Origin of the sequence: Paenibacillus sp. FSL R5-0713 (assembly GCF_037973325.1) — a bacterium.
Taxonomy (GTDB): Bacteria; Bacillota; Bacilli; order Paenibacillales; family Paenibacillaceae; genus Paenibacillus.
Genome location: NZ_CP150229.1, coordinates 1,541,092 through 1,563,357, shown reverse-complemented (window position 1 = coordinate 1,563,357; position 22,266 = coordinate 1,541,092). Strand labels below are relative to the sequence as shown.

Below are 22,266 nucleotides of genomic sequence, written 5' to 3'. Positions count from 1 at the left end.
TGAACGAACATCTGCTTCATTTCCGTTGTGGTAGGTAACCATCCATACCTACCACAACGGAATATACACCGGATAACTCCCATCCTCTTGCTCGGCACCAGGCTTTCTTTTCACCCACAGTCTGCGCAGATCAGGCAGACCATACCCCGCAACACGATAATCTCGCAGCGAATCATGATGGGCATGTTCTTCCCTGAAGCTGTACGCGGGCAGAAGCAACGCCTCCTGTATCAGTCGATCTTCCAGCTGAATCAATCTTCCCAACCGCTCCTCAGGTTCTTGAATCATCACCACACGTCCGCATTCCTGTTCCAGTTCATGTCTCCAGTAATCATTCATCGCAATCAGGAATAACGTGTTCCGGAAGGTATACATCGTCACGAGGCTCAGCATGACATGATCATTGAAGACTTCTCCTGTATAGATCAGATCACAGTCCCTGAACCCATCTTGATAGACTGCATGGACCGGATCTCCCGGCATAATGTTGATATGTAGGCCGATCTGTTTACATCTCTCTGCAAACCAGACCATGTCTGCCTCCATCTTCTCTCCTTCTTCCACCCATAGACTTAAACTCTGCCCTTGGTATGAGCTACGACGTAATAATGCCGCGGCCTGCGCCAGTGAGGTCTCCACGGAAAGTGCGGGTATAGGTGTGACAGAAAAATTCGATTGTTCCGATTGCTTTTTCCATAACTCCCCTTGATCCGCACCCACTGTTGGTTGCTGTTCCTGTACTCGTCCTCGAATCAAACTGTAAGCAGCCTGTGTGTTTGTGCTCCCGAGCGCTTCCGACAGCTCATGTGCATTCAATAACTGTTGAACAGCCCGGCGAAAATTCACATCATGCTGCGGCCCTTCCTTTTGCATATTAAACGTCATATACACCCCGCCCTGTATCTCATGCTGCACTGCACGAGGCTCCGCATCCGGAAATAAATCATGCTTGATGATGGACTCCGCCTTTGTCGAGTGGGGAAGCTGCCATACTTCAACGCGATCTACATAAGCACGCCCTCTGAAATAGGCCAGAAATACCTCAAGTACAAGCAGCTTCGAATCATGACGAGTCAATCGATAAGGTCCTGTTCCAATCGGATGAAGCGGGTTCATCTCCACATCTCTAGGCAGGATAGATGCACACATACTGCTCATCAGATCCGGGAACATGAAGTTGGGCTTATTCAACACAAAACGTACAGTCAACAGGTCATACGCCTCTATGCTCTCAATGGAACCAAACAGCGGCCTGCACGGGTTACTCTTATTAGAGATAATTCGATCAAAGGTAAACTTGACGTCCTCTGCATCCAGGATCCTTCCATGATGAAAAGGTATGCCTTTGTGCAGATAAAAGGTCCATTCCCTTCCATCCGCATCACTCTCCCATGCCATAGCCAGACTCGGTTCGCAGACTTGGCGTTCCCCATTATAACGAACCAAACGATCAAAGACCTCTGTAATAATGAATACTTCTCCCCACATCCCCGTCTGCGTAGGGTCGAGAGTCTTAAAAGGTGTATTCTGCGGAATCCGCAATGTATCCACCCGGCCTCTGTCTCCTTCATTCGAAAGCAGGCCGAATTGAGTCTGCATTTGCTGCATCAAATGTTCTCGCATCGTAATTGGCAAGGTGGCGGCCAGTTCATAGGCATCCTCCATCCTGTTGCCATTCAGTAGATCGTCGAACCGTTTACGCGCCACAGTAAGCAAAGGGACACAAAATAACAGCATCGATTTTTTGCCTCTGCCACGCTGTGGGTTCCACCTGACCCATCCGTTCTCCTTGAATTTGTTCATAATGAGGTTCATATTACGCATGGTGCAACATAAAAGATCAGCGAGTTCACCTACCGTTGTATGTACTTCTTGTTCATCATGCACATGTGGGAAGTTCAACCGCAGTTGAATGTAATGTTCTGATACGTCCATATATGCCCTTCCTTCTTCTCATTCTAAAATACGAAATCCACCCGGATGCTTCTACAGTTTTTCTTCAGGTTTTCCTACATTATACTCAGTAACATCAACATGACCAGTGGGAAGGAAGAAGAACAATTTATGAAATACGCCGATCTGCACCCTAACATCCGAATACGTATCATTACAGATTTTTTCACCGATCTGACTCAGAAGTCCATCATTCCATTCATGGCGATCTATCTGAGTGTTCAGATTGGCGCAGGTGTGGCAGGGTTATTGCTGACGGTCAATATTGCGGCTTCCATGATTGTGGGTTTGTGGGCAGGATATTGGTCGGATCAAATGGGACGGAAGAAATTAATGGTGATTGCACAAACTTTGCAGGTCGTGGCTCTACTTTGTTTGGCTATCGCCAACTCGCCGTGGATGGATTCGATCATCGTCACTTGTCTCATGTTTCTGCTCAGCAGTCTAAGTTCAGGGATCACAGTGCCGATTGCGAATGCCATGATTGTCGACGTGAGCAGTGAACATGAACGTCATTATGTATATGGGTTACAATATTGGACAACAAACGTTGCTGTAACCTTTGGCGCACTGTTGGGCGGGCTATTTTTCGAATCTTTTCGTTTCTTATTATTCAGTCTCGTGTGCCTGGAAAGTATGGTTACGCTGTTTATATTAGTCTTTATGATTCGGGAAACAATGGAAAAACGCGTACTCAATCATGGAGATCAATCCAATCATTCCGGTCCATCCACCACACCATTGGAATCCGATGCTCCCATCCAGAGGAACATACTGAAAACGTACTGGGCGGTCTTTCAGGACAAACGTTTCATGGTATTTTTCACGGCTACGGTCCTTGCCGTTTCCCTGGAATTCCAGTTGGATAAATATATTGCGGTTCGTCTAAAAAGTGAATTCACCGCCCAACTGTTCGGCTCAGATATCTCTGGTCTGCGTATGTTCAGCCTGATTATGATCATCAACACTGTACTGGTTGCATTGGTTGCAATCCCATTCTCTAGATGGATGGGCCGCTTCCAGTCCCGAGCGATCATGTCTGTCGGTATGTGCCTGTATACCGCAGGTTTCGCCGTTCTTGCTTTCAGCAACTGGGCTTGGCTACTTATATCATCCGCTATATTGCTGACCATTGGAGAATTGATGTACGCCCCTGTTCGTCAGGTCATGCTAGCCGGTATGATGCCAGATTCGGACCGGGCTGCCTACATGGCTGCTGACGGGTTGAGCTATAACGTGGCAGCACTACTCGGAAGTATCGGGTTAACCATCGGAGCCTTCCTGCCCTCATACGTAATGGCTGTTCTGTATGTACTCATGGGGCTTGCAGCACTTGTCTTTTTCCGAATGTCACTTCGGAAGACAGAGGAACAGCATCAACATCTGGCGTGTGCAGAGGCATCATGATATTACTTTTTCGGCAACAACATAATCACTAAGAGAGCCATGGCAGGCTCTCTTTTTCATGTCCAAACTCAACGCATACAAGTAAATTATTATTAACATTTTGTATATTATAGTTTACATTTAGTGAAATATCATGTACATTTTATTCATGGAGGTGAGCAAGTGGAAGAATTGCACAATCATGTTAGGGAGTTACGGGCAAGAGACCGGTTGTCCCAAGCGGAATTAGCCAAACTCATCGGCGCATCCCGTCAAACCATTGCCCTGATTGAACGCGGAGATTACTCTCCATCTGTCGTCCTGGCATTAAAAATAGCCCATGTCTTTCGTGAACCTGTCGAAAAAATCTTTGAATTGAAAGGTGGAGATTAAGATGAACAGAACAACTTCCCCGTCCAAAAAGAACAAGATGCGTCTTCCGTTGTATGCGGCAGGTGGTGCTGTAGTCGGTTTTCTCGGAGCCAGCGGAATCAACAAAATTCCATCTAATTTGAATTGGACGTTGTCCGTTTACTATGACTATGATCTTTTATTTGCATTACTGGCTGCTTCAGTGGTGGTTATGATGTTGTGGAACACGCTCAGTCTTGTTCGTACGCCATCTGTGCCTCCAACGGAAGATGAGGTGTATGGAGATTCTGACTCACTCATCTCTCCCGCTGAGCGTTCCCTCGGAAAAGCGATGATTCTCAGCGGATTGAGCGTTATTGTTGCGTTTACCTGGATCGCACTTGCTCTGTCCTTAAACGCTTCCAACAGAAACATGCCGAATTTTCCCGAACTGTTTAACCTCATGAATCTCTTTGCTGCGTGTATCTCTATTATCATCGTCGTTATACTGCAAACACTGACTGTGAAGCGATACAATCGCTATTTCCCTGATCGCGCACTGGATCTGAATTCACGTAACATGAAGAAGGATCATTTCGAGAAACTGGATGAAGGTGAGAAATGGATCGTATACCGTGCAGCCTATCGTTCTTTCCTGATGATGAACATTTTGCTTGGGATCGGCATGGTCTCCATGGTGTTATATTCAGCCCTCTTTAGCTTTGCTCCATTCCCAATTGTAATGCTCTCCGTCATCTGGATTGTCAACATTGGAATCTATTATCGTGAAACCTATCGTGCAAGTAATCAGTAATACATGGATAAGTAACTATTTTGTAAATATTTTCATAAAAGGAGTGTTTGCATGCATCTATCCAAACGAAAGACCCGCGTCAGGTTCACCTCCCTAATCGGAGCTTTCATGGCTGTTGTTCTGTCTCTTAGTCTATGGGTACCCGCAGTCCAGGCGGAGACCGCGACTCCAGTAACTGCTGAACAGGGGAAAACGAAAGCGCTGACAGGCGAATCAGCTACAGCATTTCTCGACTCATTCTTTGATTCCGCTGAGGCAAAAGCTCATTATGTTGGAGCCTCCGTTGTTGTTGTGAAGGATGGTAAAGTGCTGGCGGAAAAAGGATACGGCTATGCTGATCAGGAGAACAAAACGCCTATTGATCCGAAAAATACGGCCTTCCGTGTAGCCTCTGTCTCCAAAACATTCACGGCAGCAGCCGTGATGCAGCTGGCGGAGCAAGGCAAAGTTGACCTGCAAGCTAATTTTCAAACCTATGTGAAAGGGCTCGAATTCGATAATCCTTTTGACAAACCTGTAACTGTGGAGAACCTGCTCACACACACGACCGGATTCGAGATCCGTGATCCGCAGCAGGAAGACATCCATACTGATTTTGACAAATACATAACGATGGAGGATTACGCTCAGCAACACATGCCTCCCGTCGTTCGAGAGCCTGGCAGCGCCTACATGTACGATAATTTCTCGTTTTTGCTGCTCGGCATGATTGTGGAGAATGTTAGCGGAGAGCCCTTTGAATCCTATATGCAGCAGCATATCTTCAAACCACTAGGAATGAATAACAGCAGTTTCATGCTGGACGAAAAGTTCCAAAAGCAACTTGCTGTAGGCTATGATGCGGCACACAACCCGCTTGATCTGTATACCCTCTCTCCATCACCAATGCCTCAAGGTGGCATGCTGTCTACTACTGAGGATATCGGAAAATTCATGATTGCGTTTCTGAATGATGGCGTAAAGGATAGCAAGCGTATTCTCAAGGAATCTACAGTGAAAAGCATGGAGCAGTATCGTTCCTCCATTCATCCATTACTGCCCGATACCACTTACGGGTTCGAAGCACCGTTTCAGCTTCCCGGGGCAGGAAGCAGTTCCAGCGTGATTACCAAAGCAGGCGACCTGACAGGATTCAGCTCTTATCTATTTTTTATTCCTGAGCAAAACACAGGCGTCTTCCTGACCTATAATCAAAATGGAGCACTTCGTAATCTGTTCTACCCGGCATTCATCCAGAATTTCTTCCCGCAATATGCAGAGCCAGTGCAGTTCAAGGATTACACGCCGCAATCCGCAGCTGAGCTGCAACGCTTTACCGGATTGTACGCAGACCTTCGACTTAGCACGATTGTAAGTTCTCTGAAAGGTGGCGACGATAAGCCAGGACATCTGAGCATTAACGATGTATTCCTGGGCCAACGCAATCTGATTCAAGTGGAAGATAATCTTTTCAAAGACGAATTGACCGGTCAATTCACAGCATTCAAAGAAAATGCAGATGGCACCACCTACCTGAAAGAACCTTACCTTAACCCTATGGGTTATGAGAAAAAAGGACAAAAGCCTGCGGGCTTCCGGGATGTTCGTGAGAATAGTCCCTACGCTGAAGCAATCTATGCCATACAATCTCTTGGATATTATGAGAATGATGCCAACAAGTCTTTCCAACCGAAGACAGCTGTGACACGAGCTGAATTCATTGAAAATACGCTTAAACTCAGTGGATTGAAGCCCAGCAAAACAACGCCACCTGCAGGCACCGACTGGGCAAACCATGCAGCAGCCGGATATATTCAACTTGGATATGAATTGGGTATGATTACGGGCACGAACGAACAGCAGTTTAAGCCGGATCAAGTGATTATCCGACAGGAAGCCATGGTCATGATGTGGAGAATTATGCAATTGCAATATCCTAGCGAACTTTTCAATGATGTGAAACTTGCAGGGCACACAGATCCATGGGCTGTACCTGCTGTTCAGATGATGGCGAAGCTTGGTATCCATGGACCTGAGGTGAAGGTGATGGAGGATGGTTCCGTTGATTTCCTTTCTCGCAAACCTCTGATTCGTCAAGAAGAGGCTGCTATCATGTATGCTTTAATCACACAGCCGACAGATCGCATCGTCGCTGAGTTAATGGCTGCTCAGCAGCCGCAAGCCGAACCTGCTGAAGGAGCAGAGCCTGCAGAAGATACATCAGAAATTGCAACGGTTCCTTCACCAACGACGATCCCTTCTGAAGTATCGGCACAATAAGAACAAAGTATCTTCATATTGATAAGATTTATCATGCTTATAAATGAAAAACAGGCTTGTTCAGAAGGATATAAACCTTCTTGAACAAGCCTGTTTCGTTACTTTTCTTACGTTATCGCTACTAGTAAATTTATTATATGTTACGGAGTTATAACCGTCTCTACGCAATCAACGAGGATACATGTGTGTTTTCGTTACGCTGATCAAACTTGGCTGCAACGGTCTGAGCATGCTCCGCAAAGTAATCAGCCAACTTGAGCAAGTCGCCGGGATCGCCTTCATACGGGAAGGATGCTGGCAAGCGCATGCGATACCCATCCGACTCTTTTTCTTCAGCCCAACGCCGCAATAACGGGGCTGCCTTCGCATAATACAACATTTTGGCATATGCATCTTCATGATCGGCTGCGAGTACCAGTGTTTCTTCGAGGACATCAATGCCTTTGGCCGGATTCGTAAGTGTGAGATACTCCATCTGCTCGGAAAAACTCTGCACAAAATCGTTCTCACCTTTGATCAAGCGGTATCCCTTGACCTGATATTTATCGGCTTCCTCCGTCCGCCCCAGACGATATAGCGGCATCAGAATTTCCGACAACGTTAGATGCGGAATCTCCGCACAGCTCATGCGTCCTTTGAGAATAGGCTTGGCCAATTCCAGCACCTTCTCGTCGTCTCCTTTTAACATAAAATAACGCATAATCTCATCCTGCTCACATGCCTCACAGTCACTCATGAAGTCGCGGTCCAATGTTCTGAACTTGTCATAACTGCGCCCTGATTCCTCCAGCTCTCCAAAATCCATAAAGATGCGGAAACGATAGTACCAGTAAGAACGCTCACTGTAACCATAAGACTTGAACCGTGCTCCGAAGTCCTCCAACAGCTCCATAATCTTCTCGCGTGAGATTTCAGGGAAATCGGGCATTTTACCGAGAATCCATTTATATGACCACAATAACGTCTCTTCATCATACAGCTCTGGTTGCTGATCGAACTTGCCCAGTTGCCAGGAAAAAGCGATCAAAGCTTTCATCGGATATCCACAGAAGGTGGCTACATCCACAATCTCGGAGCGTGCTTCGTACGCCTCCTCAACCATACCATTGACATCGGCTACCCGCGCTGCTTCCTCCAAAAAACCGAGCTTCGCAGGACCACTAGGCAGTTGATAGGCCTCTTCCATCAAATCTTCAAAATCCATCTCTGTCTTCATCAGGCATCTCCCTCATGATTCATATTTGCGCGTAAACCCCAATCAATAAACCGTACAATTCCCTGGTTCAATACTTCAAGTTCCTGCTTGTTCATGGCGTAATGGCCCATCATCAGTGCGTTGACATACAACATTTCTATAGCAATCGGTGTCATCTGATTATCCGGTGAAGTCAGCACCCGTTTAATGATGGGATTGTTTACATTCAGATACAACGTCGAGTACCCTGCCGAATTAATGCCTGCCGACAACGAACCGAGAACAGAGGAGAATAAGTCAGTGCTCTCTTCGCTTGCTTTTTCCAACGCACGCAGCGTGGATGATTCCTGCGAAAGGGTAAACAACACCGGCAGATCCGATGGCTTGAAACCTTTCACTTCAGCCCGGCAGCGGAAACGTTGTAATGCCGAATCTGCCAACCGTAGCGCATCATAGTACTGGTTACGTTCAGCCGGTGCAACATCCGTGAATGTCATCGATACTTCATCTGGCTCAATTCGCTCGGTCTGTACATGGTTCAGTATGACAGGCAGCATCGCCATCAGTTCTTTATCGTAGATATAACCTGCGTTGACGACCAGCATGGACTGTGCTGAAGCCACATGGTGTATCTGACGATATTCATCAATGGAGCCGGTATAATACAGCGTATCCCCTTCATCAATCAGTTCACCCAATTCCCGGTGTCCTCTCGTCGTCTCAAAAGGCAGCCAGCGGTGAATCATCGCGTAGAACGCCTGATCCTGAACAGCCAACGCCTTCATCGAAAGAGCATGCAGACGAATCAGCTTCTGCAAGCGTTCGGTCTGATTCTCAGCCATGTCAGCCAGCCCCGTACGCAGAGCGTCTCCAAGCTCGGAGCGCACTTCTTCCAGCTTTTCATTTTCATAGAAATGTTCTCTTGACGCCGTCGGTTGAAGCTCATCGGTCCAGATCAGACATTTCACGAAGAACGCCCACTCCGGCAAAATGTTCTCGGCTTTCTCCGAGATCAGCATTCGCTTCAGGTACACTCGGTGAGAACGCTTGGCATTCAGATTCACTGCATGTGGCAGCACATACGCAATGCCTCCCGTACGGCCCGTAGCCGTTGTCAGCGTGATGAAATCCTGGAACTTCTCCCCAAGCAGACGTTCACCAAAAGCAAGCACTTCCGCTCGGCAAGAACGGGCAAGCTCTGGGCGTGTTAGCCAGATCGGAGAATCCTGATTGACAACAGACTGCACCCCATCATGTATCAACGTGACTGGATAAGGAAGCAGAGCGCCGTAGTAAAATAAAGCTTCTTTCACATACTCCGCTTCAAAATAATGTGCTGCATCCGGTGTACAACGCAGATATACTTTCGTTCCGGGAGACAACTGTGTGTCCAATTGTCTAATCGTATATGTACCATCCGGCTTACCTCTCCACTCCATCGAGGGACCACCCTTAATCGATTGAGTCAGCATAACGATCTCATGACTTACCATGAAACAGCTGAGCAGACCAATACCGAAACGTCCAATAAACGATGTCTCGCCATCCAGCAGTGCCTGCTGCCCCCGCTTTGAGGATTGTCCAATCATCGCCAGAAACTCGTGGATATCCGCTTCGGTCAGGCCAACTCCGTTGTCCTCCACCATCATCGTCAATTGATCACCGGTTCCTGTCAGCTCAATCCTTGCTTCGCCCTGATATCCCGGCTCCACTTCCTTGCGTGCCGTGATCGCATCTGTTGCATTTTGCATGAGTTCACGCAAGAACACCTTGGGACTACTATATAGATGGTTGGATAAAATCTGAATCATCCCGCTCAGGTTCACTTGAAAACGATATTCATTGGATGCTGCCATGAGTCACTCACCTTCCTCTACGTCCAGAACACTATATGTACCCATATGATGTATTCATATGGATGTGTTAGACGAATTCATATGTAATTCAATTCATTACCACATTATGAATAGCAATGAAACGGATGTCCTACCCTAAAATAAGGATACATGTTACACGCCATAGTGAAAACAAACCTGAGACCCGATTTCAGCCAGACTTCAGGGTAAATATGCACCCTACATTCGGGACTATTGAAGCAGGAATAGATCTTTTTTGTCGTCCATTTGAACGATATCAGCCTACTGCACGTATAATCTCCAAACTCAGATCGGATGGTGAATATAGATGATTGAAGCACGCAACATATCCAAGCAATTCAAGGTACATCAAGCACTGCATGATGTCAGTTTCACAGTTCAACAAGGCAGTGTCACCGGGTTAATTGGCCCTAACGGTTCGGGCAAAACCACACTGATTCGCATCATGAATGGGGTCTTGGGTGCTTCCAGTGGACAGGTAACCATTAACGGATTGGACACCGCTCGTGAGGCCGAGAAAGTACTGGCCATATGTGGCACCCTTACCGAACAAAGTGGACTATATGAAAATATGAGTGGCCGTGACAATCTGACTTTCTTCGCAGATGTTTTTGGCCTGAAGCATGCCCAGGAACGTATCGACGAGCTTGTAACTCTGTTCGAGCTGCAGGATTATCAGCATCGAAAGGTCGGCACTTATAGCACAGGCATGAAGAAACGCCTGGGCCTTGCACGAGTACTCCTGCATCGTCCTTCCATCCTGTTTCTGGATGAGCCCACCAATGGCCTGGATCCGGATGGAATCCAGATGGTACTGCGTATCATCCGTCAATTAAATCAGGAAGAAAAGATGACGATTCTGGTCTCATCCCACGTGCTGTCCCAACTGTCAGCCGTCTGTGATCGTTATATTTTCCTGGAAAAGGGGCGCATCGTTGAGGAAGGCACGGAAAAGGAGATTGTTAGCCGGTACCTGTCCACTCCGAAGCTCGAAGTCGAAGCCGACATGCCCGATGGATGGAACACAGCAACTGACTACACACCTGAAATAATCTCTGCACATCAAGCGACATTTCAGCTTACATCTCGTGAAGATATTCCATTACTGCTAAGGCAATTAACGGAGCTTGGTCAAGTCTATCAGGCCCGCATCACGGGCAGTGATCTGGAGAGTATCTATTTTGCCATAAGGGAGGCACACCACCATGAATAATCGCCAAGCCATACGTGCACTGATCCGTAAAGATATCCGGTCCGTCACAGCCAGCGTTCAGCTCTGGTTGCCCATGTTGATCGTTCCACTGATTATCGGAATTATCATGCCCTCTGCCCTTCTGTGGGCGGCCTCCAGAATGGAACTTCGTTCTCTGGGCAACATCAGCTTTTTGCTCGAATCATTGGATGCATTAACCCATGGCGGACAGATTCCTCAGCTTGCTTCCATGCCTACAGATAATCATCGTATTGTTTATTATTTAGCCATGTATATGTTTGCGCCCTTGTTTCTCATCATTCCGGTGATGGCCTCCAGTATTCTGACGGCCAATAGTTTCGCTGGTGAGAAGGAACGCAAGACACTGGAAGGTTTATTATTCACACCGATCAGCATGGACACACTTTTCAAAGGCAAAGTGTTGGCTGCCCTAATCCCTTCCCTTCTATTATCCTGGGTTACTTTCCTGATCTATGGAATCATTGCCAATATTCTGATGTACCCCATGTTTGGAACGTTGATGTTTCCCAATCTGAACTGGATCATACTTGTGGTGTGGGTTGTTCCGGCTTGCAGTCTTATGGTCATTCTATTAAACGTATTGATCTCGGCCAAGGTTCGCGGATTCCAGGAAGCCTATCAGCTCGGCGGATTGATTGTCCTTCCCCTGATCGCCTTAGTGGCTGGTCAAGCCAGTGGCATGCTGCTGATCGGTCCTTGGATGTTACTCTTGATCGGTGCATTGCTCCTGCTCATGAGTATGGTTCTTCTTCGTTTCGTCACCCAATGGAATAGTCGTCAGCAACTGGCGGAAAGTCAGATCTGAGATGTGCAGATTGAGAAATCAATAAACGCAGGTTATGATGAAGAGATATATGCTTTGGGATGATTATAGAGAGGAATGGAACAACCGCATGGAATCCAAACTGCTTCAAAAATTAAAATATGCTTCACAATTAACGGCACAGGAGAGGCATATTGTGGACTATATCCTGAACAATCCCGAAGTTGTATTTGATTCTACAGCCCATGAACTGGCTCAGCAGACCTATACAAGCTCATCCACCATTGTTCGCTTATGCAAAAAGCTGGGTACCAAAGGGTACCCAGACTTCCAGTTAAAGCTTGCTCTTGAATATCAACAGATGCCTTCCGCGTTGCAGACGCAGGATTGTCCAATTGCAGAACAAGGCAACGTGCTTGCTGCCATCGACTCGGTTCCTTACCTGTACCAGCAGGCGCTGGAGGATACACGCCGGATGTTAAACGCTCCTGTTTTGCTGCGCATCTCTAACTGGGTCAAAGAATCTGGACGCATCGATATCTATGGTAGTGATATGAACTATTATCTAGCTCAACAGGCTTGTGCCAAATGGAATGAACTCGGCATATCTGCAATTGCTCACAATAATGCCAACATGCATTACTTGAATACGATGAATCCCAACAGCCTGACGCTGTCTTTTGTTATATCACACACAGGTGAGAACCAATCCATGATTGAAGCGGCCAAAGTGCTGAGCAACAAACAGATGAAAGTTATCGCGGTCACGGGCAGCAACCATTCAACCCTGTCCAAACATTGTGACGAAACGTTACTCGCTTACGGATACAATGAACAATTAAGGCTGTCCAAAATGTCTTCGATGGTCTCGGTACTTTATATTTTCGACATGTTGTACATGAGCAGCATTAGTGACACGTATTAACGATTAACGCTGATCTGCTGCGAATACAATTCCGGCATCCTTACGCGCACCCATGAGCACACTCATCACAGACTGGCTGTGTTCGAGCAGTTCATAACACCGGTTGTAATCCCCACCTGCATGGATGTCCCTGAACACTTCCCACTCGTAGTAGAGCCAATTGGATTTGGTCTGGGCATTATACGCCTCAGCAGACTCATTCCCGATCTGAAGCTTGATCTCCCGGCAACCGTTTGCTCCCCCGACAACCTGAAGATACCCTTTCTCTCCCTGAATAAGCACAAAGTTCATGCTGCTTGTATCTTTGGCACCCACACATTCCGCAATAAACTCCGGATATTGGAGAACGACAACGCCTGACGTATCAATGCCGTTTGCATGCTGGTTCGCAGTATACGATACGGTATTCGGACTGCCGAACAGATTCATGACCAGATGAAGATTATATATATTAATATCCATCAGCGCTCCGCCAGAGAATTGTGGATTAAATACATTCGGCGTTCCCCCTGCAAGCAGATCATTGTATTTTCGTGAGTATTGACTGTAGTTACATTGGATGAGTTTGATTGGGCCAAGCTTTGGCAGCTGCTCCTGTATGACTTTAATATTGGGCAGATGAATGTTCGAGATGGCTTCAAACAGTAACAGATTCTTTTCTTTTGCAAGTGCAACCAGCGTCTCTGCTTCCTGAAGCGTGGACGTGAACGGTTTTTCGCAGACGACATGTTTGCCGTGTTGAAGTGCCTGATAGGCCTGTTCGTAGTGCATGCTGTTTGGTGAAGCAATATAAATGAGATCTACATTTGCATCTGCAAATAGTGACCCCAGGTCCGTATGGATTGTATTTACTTTATATTTACTCGCAAGCTCCTGTGCTGTCTCTCTCTTCCGGGAGTACATCGCTGTACAAATGACATCTTCCAGTTCATTGATCGCGGATAGAACGGCATCCACAATGGACCCTGTACCGATCGTTGCTATATTCATCATATCGTTTCGCTCCTGTCGTTGATTAGTCAGTTGACTCTCTTCGCTGATTAAATGTTATGTTATCACGATCAAGTCAGGCGGAGAATGCTTTGGAGCCGGATTGGCAGCATCATTCGCAATTCCATTTCAGGTTTGAATGTGTATGAAATTCAATTTCATTCGCTTCCTTTTTCATGTTTGAGATCTAACATATCTTCCATAGTTTACCGATATAACATAAGAAATTAACGACATACATATAGAACGAAGGGGACGAGGAAAGCATGAAAACAGGGTATACATATTTACAACGCATCATCTGTACATCGCTGTTATTTACACTCATTGCAGCAGTGGCATTTGGAGGCGGGGGCGAAGCCCAGGCAGCTTCACTTAGCCAATCCACTGTGTATTATGAGTCCGACGGCGTTTTGTACAAAGTATCCGCGGATGGAAGCAATACAACAGAAGTATTAATTGATTTCCAAGGGGTGGACTTGCTCGCAGCAGGTTCTTATCTCTACTACACCCAGACTGCTTCTTCCACAACATTGCTTCGGGTTCCGAATGACGGGTCCAGCGATGCGGCAGAGACATTTGCAACAGATGTGCTCAGCTATTATACGGATAATGGATTCATCTATTATCTGGATGCTACAGGCACGATATATCGCGCTAATGGCAATAGTGACGCTTCAGCTGTTACCAAGATTGCGGACAAGGCTGATACCGACTTTCCGTTTCTCGTGGTAACCAAAGGGCGGGTTTACTATAACGCACTGGTTAATGGAAACACGTGGATCGTGTCCAAAACATCCAACGGTTCTGGAGCTGTGCAGCGAATTGCCGCAGGTGCAGTGGAAGGTCGTTATTTTACGAATCTGGCCAAAAACGAACTGCAACTCATGGTCAATACAGACCCATATGAGCAGTACTACTCTACCAATGCTGTTGTCATGTATAAGGTGAATTACAACACGGGCAAGGCCACTGCGGTTAATCCCAAAGCCAAACTGGATGTGAATGCAGTATACTCCGGTGGTTGGGGTAACAATCTTTACGTGTATAACAAAGGAATCGAGCTCGACAGTAACAAGGATTACAATTATGCCAAAGGCAAAGCGTTTGCGTTAACAACTTCAGCCAAAACACTTCAGCTTCATAGTAAAAGCGTTCGGGAAGTAAGTGCTCTAGGTACAGATAAGGTTGTCCTTATTGATGCAGACAAGAAGGCTTATGCCAAAACGGTCTCCGGCAACAAAGTAACCAAGTCCGCCAACCTGAACCTGAACAATGTAACGTATGTTGCGAATCAATTGACCAATGGTACACCTACGGCTGCTTACATCTCGGGCAACAATGGTCTCTATTCAGTCAATACTGCTCTCAAGGTAACCAAACTTACCAGTGACGAATGGGATGCATTCCATATCAGAGATGATGTTGCAGGCCTGTTCTACATCAATGCCAAAGATCAGTATCGCTTGTATCATGTGCAAACGGGCGGAACAGGCAAAAAAGTCATGAGTGACGTTTTCCTGGACAATATTCTATTAGTGACACCATACTAATATATCCTGTTGATTCAAGCATGTAGCTCATTCTACGGACTTGTCCATAACAAAAAGGATTACCCTGCAGCCCTAGTGGCTCTTGGTAATCCTTTTTTTGGTTGTCGAAAACTATTTGAAAAAAACATCTTCCATATGAGAATGATAATTGTTATCATTAAGAAAATAAGACAAAAGGATGGTCCGTATGACTGAACAGTTTCCCTTCATTGCTGAAGCCTCATCTCTACCGCTCCTCTCCTCCATGTGCCGTATGCGTCGCGGGGAGAATTTCCGTGTGCAAGGCAAGACGGTGTCCCGGCCCATGCTCTGTCTTATTTTACAAGGAGACGGTGTTCTGGTCCTGAATGATACAGCCTATCCGGCTCAAGCGGGCAGCATATATGTACTGAAGCCAGGTACAACCATCGAGGCCGCTGCTCGCTCGAAGGTGACCGAATGTATTTTGCTAAGCATGGATACCGTTCGTTTGCAGCAAGTGAGAGGCGAGTGGAAAATGACCTCTTCACCTGGCTTTCCGCTGGATTGGCAAACAGGCAGGTTGCTAGTTCGTCACGAGCAGCAGGCTGTATCACGTTTGGAACAACTGTATGAGACCTATCGGGGCTGTCAGCCAGATCACTTTATCAGCATACATAGCCAATTGCATGAACTGCTACAGTTTCTCTCGGAGAACCGGCTGGAAGCCAATCATGAGAAAGTGGACCCTGCCTTGGAACGCAGTATTATGTATATGCGACGCTACATGAGTGAAGGAATCAGCATGGATCAGCTTGCGAAGATTGCCGGTCTCACACCCAGCTCCTATTCACGCAGTTTCAAGAAAGCCAAAGGCATGTCGCCGACCGATTATCTCAATCGTTTACGGATAGATGAAGCCAAAAAACAGCTGACCGAAGAAAACTGTGTTCTTAAAGACGTCGCAGTATCTGTAGGGTATGGCAACGAGTATTATTTTAGCCGCAAATTCAAACAAACCTTGGGGATTGCCCCCAGCGTATATATGAAAAAAGATCAACTTCGCTTAGCTACGGTATCCAACATGGGATTCGATCAGAATCTGACTTCGCTTGGATTGCGCCCTGTAGCTGTGCTGGAAGGAGTTCTTGACCGGGAATCGGATGAATATGAACATGAACGTCAATTAACCAGACAATTAGATCAACTTCGGCAGGCGAAGCCAGACCTGATCATCGGTGACTTTTACCATAAGTCCTATTACGATCGCCTGAAAAATATTGCACCCACCGTCATCTTGGAATCCACGGATGACTGGAAAGAGAACCATATTCGCATAGCCGAACTGGTCGGACGCGAGAAACAAGCGTTGCTGAATTTCAAGGAACTTGAGTTTCGCAAACTTGAAGCAGGATTGAACCTACAACCTTATTTTCGACAAAAACGGTTGACTCTGATGGAGGTAACGAATCAGTTCATTCGCTTACAAGGAACTGGCGAGCATCCATTAAATCACTTGTTGTATGCAGAATTGGGACTGCACCCTGCCCAGCTTATATCTCCCGAAAATTCCAGAAATGATTATGCAGCAGATAGTATCCCCGTGCTGGACACGGATTACCTGTTGATTCACCGCGCTTCGCTTCAGCCTGCCAGTGAAAAGGTGTTCCGGCGCATGAAGCAAACGGCATCCTGGAATCGCTCCCCTGCCGTGTTACAAGGTAACGTTCATGATATCTCGAATTGGCATCAGTTATGCTGGACTCCAGGTGGCCAAATGCAGATACTGAATGAACTGCAACAGATTTCACAGCAGCCTGTAGCCTTTCCTCATGCAGGTCTGATTGGACATTAAATGTGAACATAGGTCGATACGATGGGCAAAGTTATCTTTTACATCGTGTTCCTTCATTATAATTCAGTAAGATATTGCACAAGCCAAAAGGGCCCTCTCCTCTAACGGAAAGGGCCCTTTGCATGTGATTATAGATGTTCCTTGATCTCTTCCTTCGGAACCAGCTTGTATATCTCTTCATCTTCCATGGTATCAATCAATCGATCCAACCATTTGTAATATGCTTCCGCTTGCAAAATCTTATGTTTGTCTTCCATCAGGGTCCGGATTAGTTCAACATCCGTCTCTTCATCCAGATCTTCAACTAGTCGATTCAGTTCTTCAATCGATTTGCGTAGAACCTGAAGGTTACTCTCCACGGCTTTTCTCCATTTAATCGCAAAATAATCCGTAAACGTCTGATGCCAGTCATATTCCACTTCATATAGGTCTTTTCTGGAGCCCTTGCTCCACACTTTATTTACCATTTTCAAATCCAGCAGTGTTCGTACACCTGTACTCATACTCGTTTTGCTCATTTCCATTTCCCGTCCCATATCGTCAAGGGTCATTGGTTTGTCTGCAAAAAATAGCAATCCATATAAGTGCCCCGTAGACAGCGTAACCCCGTAAAGATCCATATTACGTCCAATGGCTTCAATAACGCGCTTACGAATCTTCAGCACGGTTGCCTGCTGTTCCTCTTGTAAATGGTCCAAGCCCATGCTTGCAACCTCCATTCTGAACATTCCACAGTCTTTGGCGAAATCATTGCAACACTTTAAAAGTCCTGCTTACATGGGAAAGCTCTCGGCCGGACATCATATATGCCAGAGGGCTTTCATTCACCCAATGTATGAAAATGGGAACTTTACCAGGCTACAATTGCCTATGACTATCTTTTAACCAAAAAATTCAGCTTCAATTCAGCTCATTTTCTATTGTAGGAAAAGCATTGTCAAATGTAAAGCTGCCTTATTAGCCAGAATAAGGAGAATGACGGAGTATTTGGACGAAAAACTTTGTACAGTTTTTACTGTACAAACATTATGTACTGTTTATTCGGTTGATATACTGGTTAAGTATTGTTAGTATTAAACTCGTTACCCAGAAAGACGGGAAGCGAAGCAACAACTACCGGATTTCGTGGCTGGGCGCATAAGTGTATGGGCTTATGGATGCTGAAAGCCGTTCGAAGTGCACAACACATCAGAAGGGGTGAAAACATGACCATACTTGAAGTGAAAAACGTAAGTAAATTGTTTGGGCCCCAAACCGAGCAAGGTCTGCAATTACTGGAGCAAGGTTGGGGTAAAGAAAAGTTGGCCAAAGAAAAACAGATAACGGTTGGTGTCAACCGGGTCAACATGGATATTAAGGAAGGCGAGATTTTCGTTATTATGGGGCTGTCCGGGAGTGGTAAGTCCACACTGGTTCGGATGTTCAATCGTCTGATTGAACCAACCTCCGGAGAAATTCTGGTCCATGGTAAGGATCTACGCAAGATGAACAAAGAACAATTGCGCGAAGTGCGCCGGAAAACGATTAGCATGGTCTTCCAGAAGTTTGCGTTATTCCCGCACCGTACCGTTCTTGATAATGTGGAGTATGGATTGGAAATACAAAAAGTAGATAAGGAAGTTCGCCGGGAGAAGGCAAAAACCTCACTTGAGCTGGTTGGCCTGAAAGGCTGGGAAGACAAAATGCCAGATGAACTCAGTGGCGGGATGCAGCAACGTGTCGGCTTGGCGCGTGCACTTGCCAATGACCCGGAAGTACTACTGATGGATGAAGCCTTCAGTGCACTTGATCCATTGATTCGTCGTGATATGCAAGATGAGTTGATCGAGCTTCAGGATAAAATGAAAAAGACCATTATTTTCATTACCCATGACTTGGACGAAGCGCTGCGCATCGGCGATCGTATTGCCCTCATGAAAGACGGCGCAGTTGTGCAGATTGGTACACCGGAAGAGATTATGATTCAACCGGCCAACTCATACGTGGCCCGCTTCGTCGAAGACGTGGATCTGTCCAAGGTCCTTACAGCATCCCACGTAATGCGTCGCCCTGAAACGATTACACTTGATCGTGGTCCTCGTGTTGCCCTCGAATTAATGCGCGAACGCGGAATTTCCAACCTGTTTGTCATTGACCGTTCGAAAAAACTGCTTGGTGTCATCACAGCTGAAGATGCTACCCGTGCGATGCGCGAAAATAAAGTATTAAACGACATTCTGATCACAGACGGGCCTACTGTTGCGCCTGAGACCCTGATTCATGAATTATTCGAAATGGTAAGTTCAGCCCATGTGCCTCTCGCTGTTGTTGGTGAGAACGGCCGTCTGCAAGGTGTTATCGTCCGCGGTGCCCTGCTGGGTGCACTTAGCGGTGAAGTTGCAGTAAAGGAGGAACTTGTGAATGATTCCCAAAATACCACTAGCATCGTGGATTGAATCCATCGTTGACTGGATGAGCTCCTCGCTCTCCGGATTGTTTAATGTAATCTCTGTTGTTATTCAGGCAGTAGTCGGATTCTTCTCCGGGCTGTTCATGTTGCCCCATCCGCTTCTGTTCATTGCGATACTGGGTGTTCTAGCGTTCCTCGTAGGTCGCCTCCCATTGACACTATTTACGGTGATTGGATTCTTGCTGGTAGATAACCTTGGGTACTGGTCCCAATCCATGGACACACTCGGCCTGGTTATCACTTCAGGATTAATCTCCATTCTGATTGGTGTTCCGGTCGGAATCTGGCTGGCATATAGCAAAACTGCAGCACGCATAATCACACCGCTGCTTGACTTCATGCAGACAATGCCTGCATTTGTCTACTTGCTGCCTGCGGTTACATTCTTTAGCCTTGGTGTCGTTCCAGGTGTTATCGCATCCGTTATTTTTGCGATTCCACCAACGATTCGTCTGACTCATCTGGGTATCAGACAAGTATCTGGCGAATTGGTTGAAGCAGCCGATGCATTCGGCTCAACCTCCATGCAGAAGTTGTTCAAAGTACAGCTTCCACTCGCTTTGCCTACCGTGATGTCCGGTATTAACCAGACGATCATGCTGTCATTGTCCATGGTTGTTATTGCATCCATGATCGGTGCACAAGGTATTGGTGCGGAAGTCTATCGTGCGGTAACACAGCTGCAAATCGGTAAAGGTTTTGAAGCCGGTCTTGCCGTTGTTGTACTCGCGATTGTATTGGACCGTTTTACACAAAATCTGTTTATGCCAGGTCGCAAAAAGACCTCACGCGTTACAGCAAAGCAAAAAGCATGGATCACGGCTGCAGCAACATTCCTTGTGCTTGTCGCTGGTTTCTCACAATACTTCGTTGGTGGCACAACTTCAGCTGGTGGCAACAATTCAGCAGCCAACGCTGTAGGTAAAGAAGTTAATTATCAGATAATTGGTATTGATCCAGGGGCGGGTATCATGAAGTCCGCTGCAAAAGCGATTGAAGACTACAAGCTGACTGACTGGACTCTGATTGAAGGCTCTGGTGCAGCTATGACAGCCACACTGGACAAAGCAATCAAAAATGAAGAACCTATCATCATTACAGGTTGGACTCCGCACTGGATGTTCAACAAATATGACCTGAAATATTTGGAAGATCCAGAGAAATCTTTTGGTGATGCGGAAGAGATTCATACCATCGCCCGTAAAGGTCTGAAAGAAGATCACCCTGTTGCCTATGAATTCCTGTCCCGATTTAAGTGGACATCTGATGAAATGGGTGAAATGATGACTGCCATTCAGGAAGGTACCTCTGCTGAAGAAGCAGCTAAAGCATATGCCGAGAAGCATGCTGATCAAGTTGCTGAGTGGACCAAAGGTCTGACTCCCGTGAACGGTGATGCATTTAAACTAAGCTATGTGGCTTGGGATTCCGAAATCGCAAGTACCAACTTGCTGAAATATGTGATGGAAAACGAACTTGGTTACAAAGTTAACGCTCTGCAAGTAGAAGCTGGGCCAATGTGGACAGGTGTTGCCTCAGGCGATGTAGATGCCTCTCCAGCAGCTTGGTTGCCATTGACACACGCTGACTACTGGGAACGTTACAAAGATCAGGTCGACGATCTGGGTGCCAACATGACGGGTGTACGTACAGGCCTCGTGGTTCCTAGTTACATGACTGAAGTAAATTCCATTGCGGACCTGGAGACAGGTGCCTCTGCCTCAACACCAACGGCTAATGCCAATGTAGGCGAAGAGGTAAATCACCAGATCGTCGGGATCGACCCGGGTGCAGGTCTGATGAAAGCAACCAAAAATGCGATTGAAAATTATGAACTGTCCAACTGGAATCTGGTTGAAGGCTCTGGAGCAGCAATGACTGCATCGCTGGACAAAGCCTATAAGAACGAAGAACCGATTATTGTTACAGGCTGGACGCCTCACTGGATGTTCAACAAGTATGATCTGAAATATCTGGATGATCCCGACTTAATCTTCGGGGATGCAGAAGAAGTTCACACGGTAGGACGCAAAGGAATCAAGGAAGCTCATCCGGTTGCCTACGAATTCCTCTCTCGCTTCAAATGGAATTCAGATCAAATGAGTGAGATCATGATTGATATTCAAGATGGCGTTTCACCTGAACAGGCTGCCAAGACTTATGCTGAAAAACATCCAGACCAGATCAAAGAATGGACTGAAGGTTTGACGCCAGTGAATGGTGATAATTTCAGTCTTGGATATGTTGCCTGGGATTCCGAGATTGCAAGTACCAACCTGATAAAGTATGTTCTTGAGAATGATCTTGGTTACAATGTCAAAGCGCTTCAAGTCGAAGCCGGACCAATGTGGGCAGGCTTGGCTGCAGGAGATATCGATGCTTCTCCAGCGGTATGGCTCCCATTGACACACGGTGACTACTGGGAAACTTATGGTGACCAGATTGACGATATTGCGGTCAGCATGACTGGAGTCAAACAAGGACTGGTTGTTCCAACTTACATGAATATCGACTCCGTTAAAGATTTAAAAGATAATTAAACCAAATTGAGATGGTTAAACCTGAATTTGGTAAAAAGACCACCGAGATTTTTCGGTGGTCTTTTTGAGTAACGAATCGGAGACGCCTTATTCAAGAATATCAAGTGACTCCAGTAATCTAAAGAACCTGAGACACCCTATATCAGAATAAAACAGTCATTTGC

General features: G+C 46.4%; 16 protein-coding genes. 11 read left to right on the top strand and 5 right to left on the bottom strand.

From position 1 onward, the window contains the following. Positions 1 to 48: 48 nt before the first annotated feature. Positions 49 to 1,935, bottom strand: a complete 1,887-nt coding sequence (locus tag MKZ12_RS06800; protein WP_339259482.1) for an ABC transporter substrate-binding protein — start codon at positions 1,933 to 1,935, stop codon at positions 49 to 51. A gap of 129 nt (positions 1,936 to 2,064) precedes the next feature. On the opposite strand from MKZ12_RS06800, the gene MKZ12_RS06795 reads away from it, so the two are divergent. From MKZ12_RS06795 to MKZ12_RS06780, 4 genes are all read left to right on the top strand, one after another. Further along, positions 2,065 to 3,360 carry an MFS transporter gene (locus MKZ12_RS06795; RefSeq protein WP_339259481.1) on the top strand — a complete coding sequence of 432 codons (1,296 nt, stop codon included), beginning with the start codon at positions 2,065 to 2,067 and terminating at the stop codon, positions 3,358 to 3,360. A gap of 162 nt (positions 3,361 to 3,522) precedes the next feature. Next, positions 3,523 to 3,732, top strand: a complete 210-nt coding sequence (locus MKZ12_RS06790) for a helix-turn-helix transcriptional regulator (protein ID WP_017690042.1) — start codon at positions 3,523 to 3,525, stop codon at positions 3,730 to 3,732. Position 3,733: 1 nt separating this feature from the next. After that, on the top strand, positions 3,734 to 4,504 hold the full coding sequence (locus MKZ12_RS06785; protein ID WP_339240360.1) for a DUF3169 family protein: 771 nt from the start codon (positions 3,734 to 3,736) through the stop codon (positions 4,502 to 4,504). A 51-nt stretch (positions 4,505 to 4,555) separates the two neighbouring features. Then, a complete protein-coding gene (locus MKZ12_RS06780; protein WP_339259479.1) occupies positions 4,556 to 6,763 on the top strand; it encodes a serine hydrolase in 2,208 nt (735 codons plus the stop codon). Positions 6,764 to 6,923: 160 nt separating this feature from the next. On the opposite strand, the gene MKZ12_RS06775 is transcribed toward MKZ12_RS06780, so the two are convergent. Both MKZ12_RS06775 and MKZ12_RS06770 read right to left on the bottom strand, forming a co-directional pair. Beyond that, positions 6,924 to 7,979: a hypothetical protein gene (locus MKZ12_RS06775; RefSeq protein ID WP_339259477.1), complete on the bottom strand. Its 1,056-nt coding sequence runs from the start codon at positions 7,977 to 7,979 to the stop codon at positions 6,924 to 6,926. Next, a complete protein-coding gene (locus MKZ12_RS06770; RefSeq protein WP_339240356.1) occupies positions 7,979 to 9,814 on the bottom strand; it encodes an HSP90 family protein in 1,836 nt (611 codons plus the stop codon). Before MKZ12_RS06770 ends, MKZ12_RS06775 begins: the two co-directional genes overlap by 1 nt. A gap of 328 nt (positions 9,815 to 10,142) precedes the next feature. Between MKZ12_RS06770 and MKZ12_RS06765 the strand changes: the two genes are divergently transcribed. From MKZ12_RS06765 to MKZ12_RS06755, 3 genes are all read left to right on the top strand, one after another. Further along, positions 10,143 to 11,048, top strand: a complete 906-nt coding sequence (locus MKZ12_RS06765; protein WP_339259476.1) for an ABC transporter ATP-binding protein — start codon at positions 10,143 to 10,145, stop codon at positions 11,046 to 11,048. Then, positions 11,041 to 11,874, top strand: coding sequence for an ABC transporter permease (locus MKZ12_RS06760; protein WP_339259475.1), 834 nt, complete (start codon positions 11,041 to 11,043; stop codon positions 11,872 to 11,874). The genes MKZ12_RS06765 and MKZ12_RS06760 overlap by 8 nt, the downstream gene beginning before the upstream one ends. A gap of 88 nt (positions 11,875 to 11,962) precedes the next feature. Then, positions 11,963 to 12,757: a MurR/RpiR family transcriptional regulator gene (locus MKZ12_RS06755; protein ID WP_339259474.1), complete on the top strand. Its 795-nt coding sequence runs from the start codon at positions 11,963 to 11,965 to the stop codon at positions 12,755 to 12,757. Between the two features lie 3 nt (positions 12,758 to 12,760). Here MKZ12_RS06755 and MKZ12_RS06750 read toward each other — a convergent pair whose 3' ends face one another. Then, complete coding sequence (locus MKZ12_RS06750; protein ID WP_339261339.1) at positions 12,761 to 13,747, bottom strand: Gfo/Idh/MocA family oxidoreductase; 987 nt, start codon at positions 13,745 to 13,747, stop codon at positions 12,761 to 12,763. Between the two features lie 266 nt (positions 13,748 to 14,013). Between MKZ12_RS06750 and MKZ12_RS06745 the strand changes: the two genes are divergently transcribed. Together MKZ12_RS06745 and MKZ12_RS06740 are read left to right on the top strand one after the other, a co-directional pair. Then, a complete protein-coding gene (locus MKZ12_RS06745; RefSeq protein WP_339259473.1) occupies positions 14,014 to 15,300 on the top strand; it encodes a DUF5050 domain-containing protein in 1,287 nt (428 codons plus the stop codon). Positions 15,301 to 15,487: 187 nt separating this feature from the next. After that, the gene (locus MKZ12_RS06740; protein WP_339259472.1) at positions 15,488 to 17,113 is read left to right on the top strand and encodes a helix-turn-helix domain-containing protein; all 1,626 of its coding nucleotides are present in this window, start codon (positions 15,488 to 15,490) and stop codon (positions 17,111 to 17,113) included. Positions 17,114 to 17,241: 128 nt separating this feature from the next. On the opposite strand, the gene MKZ12_RS06735 is transcribed toward MKZ12_RS06740, so the two are convergent. Next, a complete protein-coding gene (locus MKZ12_RS06735) occupies positions 17,242 to 17,817 on the bottom strand; it encodes a GbsR/MarR family transcriptional regulator (protein ID WP_339240349.1) in 576 nt (191 codons plus the stop codon). Between the two features lie 501 nt (positions 17,818 to 18,318). Between MKZ12_RS06735 and MKZ12_RS06730 the strand changes: the two genes are divergently transcribed. Both MKZ12_RS06730 and MKZ12_RS06725 read left to right on the top strand, forming a co-directional pair. After that, positions 18,319 to 19,548: a glycine betaine/L-proline ABC transporter ATP-binding protein gene (locus MKZ12_RS06730; protein ID WP_339240348.1), complete on the top strand. Its 1,230-nt coding sequence runs from the start codon at positions 18,319 to 18,321 to the stop codon at positions 19,546 to 19,548. Beyond that, positions 19,514 to 22,102: a glycine betaine ABC transporter substrate-binding protein gene (locus MKZ12_RS06725; protein ID WP_339259471.1), complete on the top strand. Its 2,589-nt coding sequence runs from the start codon at positions 19,514 to 19,516 to the stop codon at positions 22,100 to 22,102. Before MKZ12_RS06730 ends, MKZ12_RS06725 begins: the two co-directional genes overlap by 35 nt. Positions 22,103 to 22,266: the final 164 nt, after the last annotated feature.